The following is a 17,860-nucleotide window of genomic DNA, read 5'->3' as shown; positions in this document are numbered from 1 at the left end:
AAAAGAGGGACTATCATTGTGGTAGTCCCTCTTTCTTGTTAAGTGCTATAAACTGCAAATAATCATTGTTTTTGGCCACTAGAATGTAGGATTGGGAGTTTACTTGAATAGGAGCCATATGCTTCACATCTCCAGGAACAAAAAAGCCGCTTTCAGAAGCTGTTATAGGTGTAAAACCTCCTTTTCCGTTACCTTCTAGGAAGAGTCCGTGGCTGGCATCGTTACGTGGAGTCTCAACTTCCGAGGCATAAAGGTTGCCCGCTATAAGAATATCTAGATTTCCATCCTTATTGTAATCGTCTACCAATATTTCGTTTATGCTAGAGGTTTGCGCTAACACCGGAAGCTTATGAACTATAAATTTTCCGTCCTTATTTTCTAAATAGATACTGGCGAAGGATTTTACTTGATAATGAAGTGCGGATTCCAAAGACTTTTCTGTATAAACGTCTTCTAAGGTAGCTTCAGCAAAACTCTCATAATCCTGGAACTTCTGTTTTATAGCAGGAATCTGCTGAGACGAACATCCACGGCCACGAACAGGGTACTGTTTACCATCATTATAGTAACTAAGTACAATATCTTGGTTGTTGTCCTTATCAAAATCGCTCACGAAAATATCAAACGTTTCTTCTTCAGTGGCCTTATATTTATAGTTTTCACCATTATTGCCCAAAACATAATCCATATCGCCATCCTTGTCAAAATCGCCTTGTTGAATGCTCCACCACCAGCCTGTAGTATCTTTGGTGAGCCCCCAAGACTCAGAAACTTCCTCAAAACCGTTCTCGGTATTTTGGAACATGCGTATGGGCATCCATTCGCCCACAATCATAATATCCTGTCTGTTGTCATTATTAAAATCTGTAATTAAGGCGCTGGTGGCCATGCCCAGATTTTGGAATTCTTGTGGTTGTATATCTTCAAAGACTTCAAAACTAACGTTGCCATTTGTACTCGTGTTTTTAAGAAGGTAACTGGAAGTAGGGCTAGGGTAGTTTTTAGGAATCTGTCTGCCTAAGACCAGAAGGTCCGGTTTGCCATCTCCATTAAAATCGGATTGATAGACTTGGGAACCGCTAATTTTTAAATCCGGTAGGGCCGTGGCATCAGATTTTTGGAAATTGCCTTGGCCGTCGTTTAGATATAATCTATCTCGTAATGCATTAGAGTTTTCTGAAAATTCATATCCTCCACTTACCACGTAGAGGTCATTATCTCCATCCCCATCGGCATCAAAAATTAAAGAACCGGAATCCTCACTTATTATATCATTTTGTAAAAAGTTAGAAGATTGCTTTTCAAACCCATCATCCGTCTGTAAAAATATACTACCAAGATTTCCGGAAGAACCCCCTACGAAGTAGTCATCTAGACCATCATTGTTAAGGTCTCCAACAGCAAGAGTAGGACCAAAAGAAGACATTTTATGTGGGAGCAGAACCTGGTCCTCAAAATCATCATATTCGTTTTCAATATGTTGATATTCAGGGAACTTTGAGTTGGTAACCGTGGTAAATAATTTGGTTTGAGATTCCTTTTTCTCCATATTCGTAACAGCACTCGCAAAATTTAAGGTCAGTGCTTGGTTGGCTTTTACCGCATGCAGTTGTTGAACTTTTCCGTTAGGCCAAACCACTTTTAATCCGTCTACTTTAGAAGCGTTGCCCAATCCAAAATGAAGCATAGGAGCTACTGAAGACTGAAATCCTCTGGTCAGCGTTAATTCTTGCATTTGTGTCCGTCCATCAACCGTTACATATACACGGGCACCTAGACCAAATGGATTGGTATTATTGCCTTTGAGCTGTATTTGTACATAATTATTGTTCTCCGAAGCGTTGTTCCTGAAAACCGAGGCTTTATCATCTATGTTATTGGTAACGATTTCCAAATCTCCATCATTATCAAGATCAGCATAGACCACGCCGTTGGAAAAACCCTCAAACTCAATGCCCCAATCCTTGTTGGTTCGTTTGAACTCTAAGTTTCCGTTGTTCTTAAAAATGAAATTATCTATTTTCTCAGATGGAATTTTTTGACTGAGTTCCAGTAATGTATCATTCTTTATTTTGATGGATTTCAGTTTGTTGAAATAGTCATTATTATTGATTTCCCGTCGCGTACCGTTGGATACAAAAAGGTCTTTATAGCCGTCATTATCAAAATCGGCAAAAAGAGGACCCCAGCTCCAATCGGTTGAAGAGGTGCCGGTAATTCTAGAAACATTGGAAAAATGAGGAATACCATCTTCAAAAACTCCAGAATTCATTTGCATACAATTGTGCATGTACTGGTAATGGAACCCGGCATCTACCACGTCCCAAAACAGTTGCGGATTCATGCTGGCCATATTGGCCTTTTTTCGTCGGTTGGATTTGGCGTCCATATCTACCTGGAAAATATCTAGGTTTCCATCGTCGTTAAAATCTGCTATATCGGCTCCCATACCATAAAACGCAGTATGGGATGTAGCTTGTTTTACCACTTCTTTAAATGTACCGTCCTGATTATTAATGTACATGAAATCAGGAGAATTAAAATCATTGGATACATAAAGGTCCGGCCAAGTATCATTGTTGAGATCGCCTACGGTGGCACTTAAGGAAAGTCCGTACGCTTTAAGTCCCGAGGCTTCGGTAACATTGGTAAAGGTCTGTCCGTTGTTTTGGTACAAGTGCCCGGATTCATGGTCCTGGACATTTTTCATCTTATATGAATAAACAAAAGTGGGAGAGTCAAATTTAGTAGGAGGGTAGTTGGCCACGAAAAGGTCTAAATCACCATCTTTATCATAATCAAAAAAAGTAGCTTGCACACTGTTGCCTATATCGTTAAGACCATATTCTGCCGCTTTTTCGGTGAAAGTGCCATCTCCGTTATTCAAGTAAAGTTCATTGTCCTTTGGACCGAATTTGCCACCTACGGAACAATAGATATCTAGAAATCCATCTGCATTTACATCGGCCATGGTAACTCCGGTATACCAACGGTTATCACCTGTTACGCCGGCTTTTTCCGTAATATCCTCAAATTGAAGATTACCCTTGTTCAGGTATAATTTGTTAGAAATTTGGTTTCCGGTAAAGTAAAGATCAACCAAGCCGTCATTATTAATATCCCCAGCAGATACGCCACCACCCATGTACAGGTACGAATATGTAAAATAATTTAAGGAATCATTCTCCGTAAGGGTATTATTAAAGTGTAAACCACTAAGCTCCGGGTCCAAACCCGTAAATAATTTTGTTTCCATTTTATTAGGCTCTTTGGTGCAATTCACCAAAAAAAGAAGGATAATGGAGTATACCAGTGTTTTACCGTACATATTAAAATCCATTGGATAAGTGTTCAAATTTTTAAGATACAGCTTTTTTAAAATAGAATTGAAGCAAAAAAACAGTGTGTCGACCAAAACACACTGTTTTTAAAATAACTAACTCAAACTAACTCGTAAAATGTTTAGTAGCCAGGATTCTGGTCTGCAGCAGAAATATTTATATTGGCATCAATCTCTGCTTGAGGTATAGGTAAAAGCTCGTGCTTGCCTTCTTGGAACTGGGTCCCGGACAATTCTGTACTTGCAATTCCCCAACGGATAATATCATTGAACCTGCATTGCTCACCGGCCAATTCAACTTTACGTTCGTGTACCAAAGCATCAAAGACTTCAGCTTTGGATAAACCTGTAGGCAACGGGTCTAATGTAGCCCTTTCGCGAACTTGGTTGATGTAGCCTATGGCTACATCTTGGTCACCTCCCGGTCTCATGCTCTCACATTCGGCCGTCATTAACAAAACATCGGCATATCTTAAATACTTAAAGTTGATACCGGAAGTTTGATCCTCATTGGCATCTTTGTAATAGTTGTTGTATTTGGACCAGCCTGCATTGCCACCACCATTGCTAGGGAAAGCATCTACGGTTAATGAACCCTCAGGTCCAAACGTATCTCCGTTTACATAAAAACTTTGCTCAAAGCGAATGTCTCCAATTTCATATTCCTCCAATAAATCATCCGAAGGAAAAACATTGAACCAATCATTAAAGCCATATTCTTGACCTCTAAAAGTGGCCTCGTTAGGACCTTGACCGCTGCGGTCCGAGTTCCACTGTGCGCTGGTACCAAAATCATCATTATATTCAATTTCAAAAATAGATTCAACACCATGTTCGGTTTCTTCCATGAAATTGTCAAAGTAGTTGTCTTCCAATTGATAGCCGTTTAAAGCATTGAACTGAGCCAAAGCATCATCATATTGCTCCAAGAACAAGTATACTTTGCCCAGTAAGGCTTGAGCGGCCCCTTTTGTAGCACGGCCGTTTTCTTCCTCACCCTTTACTTTGAGCACAGGAATAGCTTCTTGCAGGTCTTTGATGATCTGTGCATAAATCTCAGAACTAGGGCTCTTGCCTGGGCCGGAACCATCATCTGGGGGCAATGTAGTAACCAACGGCGCATCTCCATATCTGGTTACTATAAAGAAATGGAACAGGGCACGCAAGAACTTAGCCTCTCCAATGGCCTTTTGCTTTAGGGCATCGCTCATTTGAGAAGGTAGAATCTCATTGATTTTCTCTGAATTCTCAATAACGAAATTGGCTTTATTGATACCTCTGTAGCAACTTTCCCAATAAGCTCCAATGGCGCCATGACTGGCATCAAATGAGAAATCAAGATATTGTCTTTTATCGGCCTCCAATTGGTTGTTTCCTCCGTTTTCATGAGACATATTATCCATCATAAAGAACATATGACGACTATAGAGGCCTCTGGTCTGCAAGTTAGAGTACACCGCGTTAACGGCAGACTGTACCTGGGTGCTGTTCGTAAAAAAGGTATCTGGCGAAAGTTCGTTCGGGTTGGTCAATTCCAATGAATCTTCATTACACGACAGCACCAGACCTATCGTAGCTATGACCGTTACTAATATTTTATTTCTTTTCATGATAATTTTTTTAGAATGATAGTTGAACTCCAAGTAATACTGATTTAGGCTGTGGATAGTTACCTCTATCTATTCCCAATTCATACTGGCTATTTCCACCATTATTTGTCAAAGGGTTTCCTATCTCCGGATCCAAACCTGAATAATCTGTTATAGTAATCAAGTTCTGACCGCTCACGTAAATTCTGCATTTAGAGAAGTAATCTTCCAAGGCAGTATTTTTTAAGGTATACCCCAGTGTTATGTTCTTTAATCTGGTAAACGAACCATCTTCTACAAAACGATCGGAAATGGAGTTGAAATTCTGGGCATTACCTCCTGCAGCAGGCACGCTATTTGATGTTCCTGGGCCCGTCCAACGGTTTAGGACATTAGTTCCTGCGTTGAACAACCTTGGCATACCTTCCAAGTCATAAATATTGGTGTTGTACACATCAACACCGGATACCCCGGATATGAATAGGTTAAGGTCTAACTGCTTGTAATTAGCGTTTAGGTTTAGCCCATAAGTGAAGTCAGGATATGGGTTTCCAATTTTCACACGATCGTCCGCATTAATTTGACCATCTCCGTTTTGATCTACGAATCTAATATCTCCAGGGTTAACCGGGAACTCACCATCAACAAGGGTTTGGTTTAGATTAGCGTCTACTTCTGCACGAGTTTGGTAAATACCGTCTGTTTCATAACCGAAGAAAAAGAACAAAGGCTCGCCCACTTCAATCCTTGAAATATCCTGAGACTCAAAAGTACCCCCAGAAAGCGACTCGTTAGATCCTAAGGATTTTACTTCGTTGGTAGACGTACCTACATTAAGATTGGCAGACCATGTAAAGTCTCCGTCGTAATCATTGTAACCAATATTAAATTCAACTCCATTCGTTTCAACAGAACCTACATTTTCGGTTACGGAACCAGAGTGAATTCCTAGCGACCCGGCAAGAGGGCGACTCATAAGTAAATCATCACTGGTGTTGTTGAAGTATTCAACGGCACCCGTTAGTTTACTATTGAACAGTTCAAAATCAAGTCCAATATTCATCATGGTAGTTTCCTCCCATTTTAAATCAGGATTAGCGAGTCCGCCTGCTGTTGTTCCGGTTGCCAATGTATCGCCAAACGGATAAAAGAAATCAGAAAGTAAGGTAGCGCTGTACTGGTAATTGTTAATACGGTCGTTACCCGTAATACCCCAACTACCTCTTAATTTTAAAGTGTTGAAAGCGGTGTCCGTAAGGAAATTTTCTTTGGCAATGTTCCAACCTAAAGCTACAGAGGGAAAAGTACCCCATCTGTTGTTCTCTCCAAATCTAGAGGAAGCATCGTGTCTGATTGATGCTGCAAAAATATACTTCTGGTCAAAGTTATAGTTTAACCTACCCAAATATCCTAAGCGGTTATATTCATAGGTAAAAGACTGTAAGAATGCTTTTTCTGAAGATACTTGGTTAATATCATTAGTAATGGGGTTCTGACTATTACTGTTTAGAAGCTCATCTATGGTTTCTTGTTTCTCTGCAAGTACCAGTACATCAAAATTATGCTTGTCATTAACAGAGAAGGTATAGTTTAAGCTATTGGTAATTGTAATCGATTTTCTTAAGCTAGAATTTTTGGTAATTGCCGCAAATTCTGAGCTGTGCGTAGCTCCTTGACTATCATCATTATAAGAAGGTACAAAAATGTTGGTATTGGCGTTTCTGTACTCTAGACCCACTTGACTTTTAAATTTAAGTCCGTCTATAATTTCAAATTCACCAAAAATACTACCAAGAACGGCAGATGATTTGTTCACGTGTTCCCCAAGGGTTTGAACTCTAATTGGGTTCTCGCCGTCTTGGCCGTCCGCATCATTATTTGGTCCCTGAAAACCTTGTAAGTTGTTAGGATTGTAAATAGGTAAATAAGGAGCGGCTTTTATAGCATGTTCCAAAAGGGACCTATCTCCTAGGTTTCTTTCAGGGTTTTGCTTTTGAAAGGAAACTGCCATGGTTTCACCAAAATTAAATTTACCTACGGTAAAGTTACTATTGGCACGGAAAGAAAACCTTTCAAAGCCAGTTTCTATAATAGCTCCTTCCTGATCCATATATCCGGCAGAAAATCTGTAGTTGTTATTGTCACCACCACCAGCAAGTCCAAAATCTACTTTTTGCATAACACCCGTTCTAAATAGAGCGTCTTGAAAATCCGTAGTGTTCCCGTTAGATTGCGAAAGGGCGGAAGTTGGGGTAAACCCAAAAGCGTCCTGTGCGTACTGTAAGTATTGCTGTGTATCTAATAGGTCAAACCTTTGGTTTGAGAAATTAACCCCTGTATATGCATCAAGCGTCACTAAGGTTTTTCCGGACCTGTTTCCTTTTTTAGTAATCACCATAACCACACCATTAGATCCCAAAGAACCATAAATGGCCGTTGTAGAGGCATCTTTTAGTATGTTGATGGATTCAATGTCATTAGGATTCAAATCGCCCAAACCGCCAGCAATAATACCATCAATAACATACAATGGATCATTGTTGTTCATAGTACCAAGACCACGAATACGAACTACCGGGGCGGTACCTGGAGAACCGGTATTTAAGACCGTAACACCTGCGGCCCTACCTTGCAAGGCTTGATCGGCACTAACTACTGGTAATGCGGAGAGTTCTTCCGCTCCTACGGTGGCAATAGCTCCGGTTACTTCTGCACGGGACTGCGTACCGTAACCAACCACAACCACTTCATCCAAAGTTTGAGCGTCTTCTTGTAAGCTTACGTTTATAGAGGTTCTGTTTCCTACGGTAATGGTTTGTGATGTCATGCCTATATAGGAGAAAACTAAATTGTCCGAAGGGCTTACATTAGAAAGGGAATAGTTACCATCAAAATCCGTAGTTGTACCGTTTGTTGTTCCGGATACTAAGATTGTAGCACCTGGCAAGGGAGTTCCGCTTTCATCTGAAACCACACCATTAACGGTAGAGGTTTGAGAAAAAGCAAACTGTCCGATCATTACAAGACATGCAATGATCGCATGTTTAAGTTTAATCATAATCATTAAGTTTAGTTAGTTAATTTTTAGGATGTTGATACTAATGAAAACATCACCGAAACAAATGTATGTGAAGGCTTGAACGAGAAGTAAAAGATTTGACGCATATGATGGAAATTTTGTTGCATTCCTTTTGTTATCCCAATATTTACGGGGTAAAAATGAGGAATTTAATAGTTTTGAGAGGTGAAAATTAGTAATGTGATATGTGTCTGAGAGGGCATAAATAAGAAGCGAAAAACCATATGTTATGCATATGTTTTACTTTGTATCATACAACTGCTAATTTGCATTGAAAAAATCCTAAAATATAATACCAAGAAAACGGAGTTTATAGTGCAGCAAGGCTATGTTCGCAGTAACTAGAATAGAGTACTTCAAAATACATAGAAACAAGTAGGGGAGAATGAAGGAGAGGACTATAGGAGCAGCACTTTATGGGGAGGGATAAATAAAAAAGCCCGATGTATCATCGGGCTTTTCCATATAAATTATAAGACTAAGATTTAAGCAACTTCAGCCTGAGTGTTTTCTTTTCTATTTTTCATCCAGAAATAAAGCAGGGTGAAAAGCACGATTAGAATACCAGGGAATATTGTCATTGTCAACAAAGTAGCTTGACCGGAAACCAAATCCAGTTCATCACCTGTAAAACCTTCCGCAGCAGCTTTTGCTTTATCGGCATCAATCCATCCACCAATAATTGGTTGAAAAATAGAGCTAGAGAACATACCTACGGCACCAACAATAGAAAGACCTAATGCACCACTTTTTGGAATTTTATCAGCAACAAAACCAATCATGTTAGGCCAGAAGTATGCAACACCTAGGGCAAAGAAAATAGCAGCAACATATGCCATAGCACCTGTTTGCGTGCTAAATAAGTAAATACCTAAAGTGGCAAGTACGGCAGAACCTAAAAGAACGCCGGTTTGGTTAAATCGCTTCACCATATTACCTCCAAAGAATCTTGCAATGGCCATTAGTCCCGCTGTTAAGGCAAGAATGATCATAGGGTTGGCTCCACTTTTAGAGAGGATAAGACCCACCCATTGGTTAGGGCCAAATTCGGAAATAGCCGTCAAAGACATACAAACCAACATAAAGATGAATAATGGCGATAACATAGCTTTTACGTTCCCGCCAAGTGTAGCGGCTTCTTCTACCTTAGCCTTAGGCCATGCTTGGCCAAAGAATAAATAGGCGTAGATTAAAGTAGGTATTAAAATAAGCCATATTTGACTTTCCCAGCTAAAGCTCATATCTGTCATAAAGCTTGAAATTAAGCTTCCTATAGCAATACCACCTGGGAACCACATGTGAAAACGGTTCATCATAGTACTCATCCTGTTTCCTTGGTATGCATCTGCAATCATAGGGTTACATGCGGCTTCGGTACAACCGTTACCCAAACCTATTAAAAGAGTAGAGATAAGAAGACCAGTATAACTACCGGAATAAATGGTAAGTATAATTCCTATAGCATGAGCAAAAAAAGCAAACTGCATTATGGCTTTACCACCAACTTTGTGGTAAATAAGACCCCCTATAACCATAGATAAAGGAAAGCCGATAAACCACATAGCGTTAATAAAGCCTAATTGTTCACCACTTAAACTGAGCTCTTCGCCCAATTGTGGTAAGATACCAGCCCTAATACTAAAAGAAAATGCGGTGGTAATAAGTGCAAAGCAACTCGCGTAAAAAAGTCTATTGGCGTTTGAAGCCATTTCATTTGTGTTTGTTTCCATATAATATTTGGTTTGTTGTTTTTGGTGTTCAGATTTGTAAAAGTAATTTTTATTAAAAGTTTTTTTACGAAAATCGAAACGAAAGATAATTTAAAAATATGTAATTGATAAAAAAAAAGTGAATTTAACAATCCTTGGTTTACTTGCCTAACACAGGAAAATTAGACAAAAAGTTCATTTTTAAAATTCAAAATGTGTTAAAAGTACACTTAATTGAAATTGGAGGAGTATCTTCAAGGTGCCAAAAGTCAGGTGGTTAGGAGTAAAAAAGACTTAAAGCTATAAAATAGCAGACTTAAGGCGGAAAAGGTAGTTTGCACCCATCCCATTGACTGGATATTCTTAAAACTAACAAATTTGTATTGCTTTGATAAAATTATGTTTCAGAAAGTGAGAAAAACGCAAATTTTGATGAAATAAGTTGACTTATTATTTTTATATTCACAGTTGCTTTGTAGATGTACCAGCTACGGCAAATAATCCTAGAAATATACAGAAAATGAAAGTAGACAAGACCAAAACCAGTATGATCAAAAAATCCAGAAGAGATTTTGTAAGAAACACCGCCTTATTTACTGGCGGAGCATTGTTGTTGCCCAATTTACAGATGAGCGGTATGGCAAATGTATTAGGGGACAAGAAATTGAAATTAGCACTAGTAGGTTGTGGAGGTCGTGGAACCGGCGCAGCTGTACAAGCGTTGAATGCAGATGATAACATAGAGCTTGTGGCTATGGCCGATGCTTTTGAAGATCGTCTAAAAGGTAGTTTGGCCAATATTTCAAAGGCAATGGGCGAGACTAAGAAAATTAATGTGAAGGAAAAGAACCAATTTGTTGGTTTTGATGCTGCTACAAAGGCAATGGACCTAGCAGATGTTGTTATCCTTGCAACGCCTCCAGGATTTCGTCCGCAGCATTTTGAATATGCGGTAAACAATGGCAAACACGTCTTTATGGAAAAACCGGTTGCTACAGATGTACCTGGCGTTCGTAAGGTTTTGGCCGCTGCCAAAAAGGCCAAAGAGAATAAATTGAACGTTGTTGTAGGTCTGCAAAGACATTATCAAGATAGTTATCTATCTGCCATTGACCAGATTAAAAAAGATGCCATCGGTAAAATTGTTTCGGGACAGGTGTATTGGAACAGTGGTGGTGTTTGGGTTCGTGAGCGCCAACCACAGCAAAGTGAGTTGGAATACCAAATGCGTAACTGGTATTATTTTAATTGGTTATGCGGAGACCATATTTTGGAACAGCATATCCATAATATAGATGTTGCCAATTGGTTTGTTGGTGAATACCCAATTTCTGCCCAAGGTATGGGTGGTAGACAGGTTCGCAACGGTAAGGACCATGGTGAGATTTATGACCACCACTTTGTAGAATACACTTATCCTAGTGGCGCGGTCGTTGCTAGTCAATGTCGTCATCAGCCGGAAACTATGAGTAAGGTTTCGGAGTTTTTCCAAGGAACAAAGGGTACCGTTTATACAAAAGGAGATACCGCTACAATTACAGATTGGAGCGGAAACTCGGTCTTTGAACATAGAGGTAAGGATGATCCTAATCCATATGAAATAGAACATATAAAGTTGTTTGAATCCATAAGAAACGGAGGTGTGATAGCTGATGCCGAAAATGGGGCCAAGAGTACCATGAGTGCCATTATAGGAAGAATGGCAACATATTCGGGTAAAGTAATTGAATGGGACGAAGCCATGCAATCTAACATTGATTTGGCACCCGATGATTTAACATGGGATTCTCCAGCCCCCGTACAACCTAATGCGGACGGTAGTTACAACATTCCAAAACCAGGTGAAACCGTAGTCATATAATTTATAAGTATCACAAAATAACAATGTCCCCGTCTTTTTCGGGGACATTTTTTTGTTTCCGTTTTAAAAGAAACAGACGGAATCCAATATAGTGGTTAACCGGAAAATAGGTTTAACTTTGTTTTCCATTTTTGAAATAGAATTATGCATAATACAATCAAAATACTTGCTTCTGTTGCGGTTTTATGTTTTGCCATAGGGTGCAAAGAAGATAAATCACAAAAGGCAGAGGTAGTAAAAACTCCAGAAAAGAAAGAGGAGTCCAAGCCAATTGTGGTAGATACAACGGTAGTTAAGGAAAAACCAGAAGATGTAACTACTCCCAAAGGAATGGTTTGGATTCCAGGAGCAGTTTTCGCACAAGGTGCCGTACCACAGGATAAAGGGGCAATGGAACATGAGAAACCAGCACATAAGGTTGCCGTTGATGGTTTTTTTATGGACATTACGGAAGTAACCAATGACCAGTTTAAAGAATTTGTAAAGGAAACAGGTTATAAAACAGTTGCCGAAAGGGAAATAGATTGGGAGGAAATGAAAAAGCAACTTCCCGAAGGCACTCCCAAACCACATGATAGTATCATGCAACCAGGGTCGCTAACGTTTAAGCAGGCAAAAAGTCCTGTGCCCAATCTTTATGATTTCTCACAATGGTGGAGTTGGACCATTGGTGCAGATTGGCAGCATCCTAACGGACCCAATAGTTCCATTAAAGGAAAAGGGAATTATCCCGTAGTGCATATTGCTTATGAAGATGCCTTGGCTTATTGCGAGTGGGCCAACAGACGTTTGCCTACCGAAGCGGAATGGGAACGTGCTGCACGTGGTAATCACTTAACTACAACTTATTTCTGGGGAGATGAGGATACGAAATTATCGGAAAAAGCGAATACCTGGGAGGGTGAGTTTCCGGTAACCAATGTAGAAACGGATGGTTTTGGACTTCGGGCACCTGTAAAATCATATCCTGCCAATGATTTTGGTCTTTATGATATGGCCGGAAATGTTTGGGAATGGACCAATGACTGGTATAACACCAATTACTATAAAGAGTTAAGCGCAACATATCCGGTAGCTAAAAACCCGTTGGGTGCGGATCAAGCCTATAATGAAAGAGACCCTTATGCAAGGGAGAAAGTTATGAAAGGCGGCTCGTTCTTGTGTAATGCCAGTTATTGCGCCAGTTATAGGATATCGTCTCGTATGGCTACAAGTTTAGATTCATCATTGGAACATTTGGGTTTTAGAACCGTTGCAACGCCCGATATGGTCCGCAATTCAAAATAAACAACTTCTCTTATGCAATTTTTAGAAAATTTTCAGCCAGAATTGGTTATATCATCACCGGGTAGAATTAACCTTATAGGTGAACATACGGACTACAACATGGGGTATGTGTTGCCTACGGCCATAGAAAAGAACATAACTTTTAGTTTTAGAAAGAACGGTTCTGAAAACCAATGCCATGTGTATAGCAAAACTTACGATACGGGTTTTGAGATAGATTTGAATAAAATTGCCGTAAGCAAGGTAGAATGGGAGAATTATATCCTGGGCGTGCTGAACGAAATTTCAAAAAGAACCGATAAGGTGAGAGGTTTTGATTGTGTTGTAGAAAGTAATTTGCCTACGGGTTCAGGTCTTAGTTCATCTGCGGCCTTAGAATGTGGTTTGGCTTTTGGTCTTAACGAAATTTTTGACCTTGGACTATCAAAAATAGAAATGGTTCAGCTTTCACAAACCGCGGAACATACCTATGTGGGCACGCAGTGTGGAATTATGGATCAATTTGCATCGGTTATGAGCGAGGCCGGTAATGTTATTTTATTGGATTGCCGTTCATTGGATTACGATCACATTCCCATAGATTTAAATCCGTATAAAATCATACTATTAAACACGAAAGTGTCTCATAATTTAGCTTCCAGTGAGTATAATACACGTAAGCAAGAATGTGAACAAGGGGTAGCCATTATCCAGAAAAAACATCCAAACGTAAAATCACTAAGGGATGTTGATAGCGAAATGCTCTTAGCTTCAAAAGAAGAGATGGATCCTATAGTTTATAATAGGTGTTCGTTTATTGTTAAGGAAAACGATAGAGTATTGGAAATGGTTAAAGCCTTAAAAGAGAACAATCTTAAAGAAGTAGGTCAGATTCTATATAAAGCTCACGAAGGAATTAGTACGGAGTATGAGGTGAGCTGTCCGGAATCTGATTTCTTGGTAGATTTCTCTAAAGGTAACGATCAGGTTTTAGGCGCTAGACAGACCGGTGGCGGTTTTGGAGGCTGTACCTTGAATATTGTACATGATAGTGCGGTAGAAGATTTTGTAAGTGCCGCAACCAAAGCATATAAAGATAAGTTTAATATTACTCTTGAAGCTTTTGAAGTCCGGCCAAGTGGCGGTACTTCCGCTATATAATTAAAAAGGCCGATTTTTTAAATCGGCCTTTTTTTTATTTTAAACAATAGACTTTACGCCTGAGAGTTCATAAGTGCATCTTCCAATGCTAATTTTTTATGTCTGCTTAACGGAATGGAATGCCCGCATACTTCAACTTGGGAGCCGTTAAATTTATCAACCCTATCCAAATTGATAATATAGGATTTGTGTACACGCAAGAATCTATCCTTAGGTAGCTTCTCGGCAAAGGATTTCATGGTAGATAAGATTAAAATATTCTTTTCTTCGGTTACCACCTTTATGTAATCGCCAAGACCTTCGATCCATTTAATATCACCAAGAACGAGCTTTAATTTTTTGAGTTTGCTGTTTACATAAATGTAATCGTCCTCATTTTCCTCAACTTCAATATTATTTTGAAGGGCCCTTTTTATAGCAGTGTTAAAACGGCTTTGGCCAATGGGTTTGAGAAGATAATCCGTTACATCGTAATCAAAGGCCTGCATGGCGTATTCTTCTTTTGCCGAAATTAAAATGATCTGCGGACGATTTTTTAAAGAATCCAAAAATTGAAACCCGTTAATGAGCGGCATTTCTATATCAAGAAAAACAAGGTCAACATTGTTCTTCTCCATATGTTTTTGAGCCTCTACCGCGTTCTTGTAGTCGGCTAGAAAACGCAGGTTAATATGATTTTTTATAAGCTTGGCAACTGCGGTACGTTGTGTTTTAGAGTCATCTATAACTACGCACGTTAATTTTACAGAGTTCATAATAAGAGGATTGCTTAAAAAGTATGTAACTTCTTAAAGAGGTTAAATATTAATTAACTAATCACCTTCTTTTAACAGTTGTGGGGCCAGATAAAATAGGTTAGCTATTACAAATATATAGTTTAAAAATTTATTGGCTCCCCAGCTCATTTAAAATTAGACTTGACACCCGTAAAATTCCGAATATTTCATTCAAAGCTGATAGATGTCATGTTTTTTCTCTTTAAAAGGATATAGTTTTATTAAATCAAATCAAAAGTCATGCTAAAAGTCCTTTTGCCCACAGATTTTTCTGAAAATTCTAGAAATGCCATTGATTATGCCATGCGATTGTATGAGCATACAGAGTGTGTCTTTTATTTCTTGCACACCTATACTCCGGCAGCTTATAGAATAGATTACATCTTAGGTTCGCCCGCACAGGTAGGATTGGGAGATAATTGGCAATTGGAAGCAGAAAGTCAAATGCATGATTTCTGTACCAACATTGCAGAGGAGAACCAAAACCCAAGGCATACATTTATTGAACACATAGCTTTGGAATCCTTGTTAACCGAAATTCTAAAGGTATCTGCAAAAGAAAAAATAGATCGTATTGTTATGGGTACCCAAGGGGCAACAGGAGCAAAATCTGTTTTTTTAAGTACGAGAACGGTAAACGTAATTAAGATAGCGGCCTGTCCGGTACTAGTAATTCCTAATGGATGCTTTTATAAAGAGCCTAAAAAAATAGCATTGGCCACAAATTTTAAAAGAAACTTCTCCGCAGACGTTTTGGAGCCTATAAAAGAAGTACTCAATAAGTATGAAGCCAGTATGCATGTAATGCATATAAATGAGGAGGAGCGGTTAGATTCTATACAGATTTCCAATAGAAATACCTTAGAAGCGTATTTATCAAAGTATAAACTCTCCTACCATTGGATGCCCAATTTTACAAACAAGACAAAGAGTATTCAGGTTTTTCTCAAGGAGTTGGATATTGATATTTTGGCCATGATCAAACATGATCATGACTTTCTTGAGGGTTTAATGAGAGAGCCTGTAATCAAAAAAGTAAGCTTTTGCGTAGAAATACCTTTTTTGGTGGTGCCAGTTGCCAACTAAACCAAGAGGTATCTTTAGGAAGTTCCTATGGCGTTCATAAAAGAATCCCTTCGGCTTCTGCTTAGGGTTATTTTTTTACCTTCCACCTCTACCATGGTGTTGTTGAATTTTTCTATTCTTTTTAAGTTGATGATATAAGATTTGTGAATACGTACAAATTGCGAAGTAGGTAGTTTTCCTTCGAAAGCTTTCATAGAGGACAATACAATGTGGTTAGATTTTTCGGTGACTAATTTTACGTAATCCCCTAGAGCTTCTATCCATTTAATATCCTTGTAGTTTATTTTTACTTTTCTTGAGTTGCTTTTCACAAAGAAATGCGCTTCATCTTGCAAGATTGCTGTCAGTTTAGCATTTCGCAGTGCTTTTTCAATTGATTTGTTAAATCGTGAGAACAAAATAGGTTTCAGTAAATAATCGGTTACTTCATAATCAAATGCCCTAAAGGCATAATCTGGCTTACTGCTTACCAATATAATTTGCGGACTTTTTTTAAAGCTTTCAATTAAATCAAAACCGGTAATCAACGGTAATTCCACAGTCAAAAAAAGGAGGTCAACATTTTCGTTCGCTCTATGGTTTTTTGCTTCTATTGCGTTTCTATAGGTTTTTTTAAACTTTAAACTCGTGTGTTGATGAATTAATTTTTCCAGTTGCTTGGCGTGAGCAGGAGAATCTTCAATAATTGCACATGTCAACTTTAAATTTTCCATAATAGCTTGTTCTTTTTCAACCAGTATTTACGAGATGCGCATATGAAGGGTTTGGTTTTTCAAGAACTTTTTGTTAATTCATCTTTCATTTTTAAATAAGGAAAGTTTAAAACCTTAGTGTTTATTGAAGGTCTGCGGCATTGTAAGTAAGCAGAACAAATACGACCAATCCCTAAAACTTTTAATAACTTTTAGAAGGGTCTTTTTGCAAAAAGGCTATTTTTGTTTTTTAACTATTTTAAAATGAGTATTTGATTATGTCTGAGAAAATAGAAAGGCTTAAAACGTTGATTATAGGATCGGGACCTGCAGGTTATACTGCGGCTATTTATGCGGCCCGAGCAGATTTAAAACCGGTTGTTTATACTGGAATGGAGCCAGGAGGACAATTGACCACTACAACTGAGGTCGATAATTTTCCAGGCTACCCTGAAGGTATAGACGGACCAAGCATGATGGTACAATTACAACAGCAAGCAGAACGCTTTGGTACTGAGGTACGTATTGGCATGGCTACCGCTGTTGAGTTGAGTGATACCGTTGGAGGTATACACAAAGTTACTATTGACGATTCTAAGACTATAGAAGCAGAGACTATAATTATCTCTACGGGAGCTTCTGCAAAATACCTTAATATCCCTAGTGAACAGCGTTTACGTGGAGGTGGTGTTTCGGCATGTGCGGTTTGTGACGGATTCTTTTACAAAGGTCAAGATGTGGCTATTGTAGGTGCGGGAGATACTGCAGCGGAAGAAGCTTCATATTTAGCTAATATTTGTAACAAGGTTACTATGTTGGTGCGTAAGGACCATATGCGTGCTTCAAAAGCAATGCAACACCGTGTTGAAAGTATCAAAAATATTGAAATTAGATATAACACAGAGGTTGATGAGGTTCTAGGTGAACAAGTTGTAGAAGGCCTACGTATGGTGAACAACCAGACAGGGGCAAAAGAGGATATTGCTATCACAGGACTTTTTATAGCTATTGGCCATAAACCGAATACGGATATATTTAAAGGTCAATTGGATATGGACGAAACCGGGTATATCATAACCAAGGGAAAATCTACCAAAACTAACAAACCTGGTGTTTTTGCCAGTGGAGATGCTCAGGATAAGGAGTACCGACAGGCTGTGACGGCAGCAGGTACAGGTTGTATGGCTGCGTTGGATGCAGAGCGCTATTTGGCTACGGTAGAAACGCCGCAGGAAGCAATCTAACGATTACGGGATATAAAATAGAAAAAGCTGCTTTACGCAGCTTTTTTTATGGGTAGT

At 39.0% G+C, this 17,860-nt stretch carries 11 protein-coding genes; 5 read left to right on the top strand and 6 right to left on the bottom strand.

Features of this window, described 5'->3' with window-relative positions; all coding sequences use genetic code 11:
* Nucleotides 1-13: 13 nt before the first annotated feature.
* From KO513_RS18815 to KO513_RS18800, 4 genes are all read right to left on the bottom strand, one after another.
* The gene (locus tag KO513_RS18815; RefSeq protein ID WP_252735959.1) at nucleotides 14-3,256 is read right to left on the bottom strand and encodes a VCBS repeat-containing protein; all 3,243 of its coding nucleotides are present in this window, start codon (nucleotides 3,254-3,256) and stop codon (nucleotides 14-16) included.
* A gap of 206 nt (nucleotides 3,257-3,462) precedes the next feature.
* Nucleotides 3,463-4,950 carry a RagB/SusD family nutrient uptake outer membrane protein gene (locus KO513_RS18810; RefSeq protein ID WP_215914711.1) on the bottom strand — a complete coding sequence of 496 codons (1,488 nt, stop codon included), beginning with the start codon at nucleotides 4,948-4,950 and terminating at the stop codon, nucleotides 3,463-3,465.
* 10 nt (nucleotides 4,951-4,960) lie between these two features.
* Nucleotides 4,961-7,987, bottom strand: a complete 3,027-nt coding sequence (locus KO513_RS18805; RefSeq protein ID WP_252735957.1) for a SusC/RagA family TonB-linked outer membrane protein — start codon at nucleotides 7,985-7,987, stop codon at nucleotides 4,961-4,963.
* 506 nt (nucleotides 7,988-8,493) lie between these two features.
* Nucleotides 8,494-9,738, bottom strand: a complete 1,245-nt coding sequence (locus KO513_RS18800; RefSeq protein WP_246560444.1) for an MFS transporter — start codon at nucleotides 9,736-9,738, stop codon at nucleotides 8,494-8,496.
* A 499-nt stretch (nucleotides 9,739-10,237) separates the two neighbouring features.
* Between KO513_RS18800 and KO513_RS18795 the strand changes: the two genes are divergently transcribed.
* From KO513_RS18795 to galK, 3 genes are all read left to right on the top strand, one after another.
* The gene (locus tag KO513_RS18795) at nucleotides 10,238-11,578 is read left to right on the top strand and encodes a Gfo/Idh/MocA family protein (RefSeq protein ID WP_215438859.1); all 1,341 of its coding nucleotides are present in this window, start codon (nucleotides 10,238-10,240) and stop codon (nucleotides 11,576-11,578) included.
* A gap of 144 nt (nucleotides 11,579-11,722) precedes the next feature.
* Complete coding sequence (locus KO513_RS18790; protein ID WP_215914709.1) at nucleotides 11,723-12,865, top strand: formylglycine-generating enzyme family protein; 1,143 nt, start codon at nucleotides 11,723-11,725, stop codon at nucleotides 12,863-12,865.
* Between the two features lie 12 nt (nucleotides 12,866-12,877).
* Nucleotides 12,878-14,005: a galactokinase gene (gene galK / locus KO513_RS18785; RefSeq protein ID WP_215438861.1), complete on the top strand. Its 1,128-nt coding sequence runs from the start codon at nucleotides 12,878-12,880 to the stop codon at nucleotides 14,003-14,005.
* A gap of 53 nt (nucleotides 14,006-14,058) precedes the next feature.
* On the opposite strand, the gene KO513_RS18780 is transcribed toward galK, so the two are convergent.
* A complete protein-coding gene (locus KO513_RS18780; RefSeq protein WP_215914708.1) occupies nucleotides 14,059-14,760 on the bottom strand; it encodes a LytR/AlgR family response regulator transcription factor in 702 nt (233 codons plus the stop codon).
* A gap of 261 nt (nucleotides 14,761-15,021) precedes the next feature.
* Between KO513_RS18780 and KO513_RS18775 the strand changes: the two genes are divergently transcribed.
* Complete coding sequence (locus KO513_RS18775; RefSeq protein WP_215914707.1) at nucleotides 15,022-15,867, top strand: universal stress protein; 846 nt, start codon at nucleotides 15,022-15,024, stop codon at nucleotides 15,865-15,867.
* 14 nt (nucleotides 15,868-15,881) lie between these two features.
* Here KO513_RS18775 and KO513_RS18770 read toward each other — a convergent pair whose 3' ends face one another.
* Nucleotides 15,882-16,580 (bottom strand): LytR/AlgR family response regulator transcription factor, encoded by a 699-nt coding sequence (locus KO513_RS18770; RefSeq protein WP_215914706.1) that lies wholly within the window; start codon nucleotides 16,578-16,580, stop codon nucleotides 15,882-15,884.
* Between the two features lie 257 nt (nucleotides 16,581-16,837).
* Here KO513_RS18770 and trxB point away from each other — a divergent pair, with 257 nt between their 5' ends.
* On the top strand, nucleotides 16,838-17,803 hold the full coding sequence (gene trxB, locus KO513_RS18765) for a thioredoxin-disulfide reductase (RefSeq protein ID WP_215438869.1): 966 nt from the start codon (nucleotides 16,838-16,840) through the stop codon (nucleotides 17,801-17,803).
* Nucleotides 17,804-17,860 lie beyond the last annotated feature (57 nt).

The sequence above is a fragment of the Zobellia sp. B3R18 genome (assembly GCF_018860715.1).
Classification (GTDB): Bacteria; Bacteroidota; Bacteroidia; order Flavobacteriales; family Flavobacteriaceae; genus Zobellia; species Zobellia russellii.
This window is presented reverse-complemented; position numbering and strand designations above follow the sequence as displayed.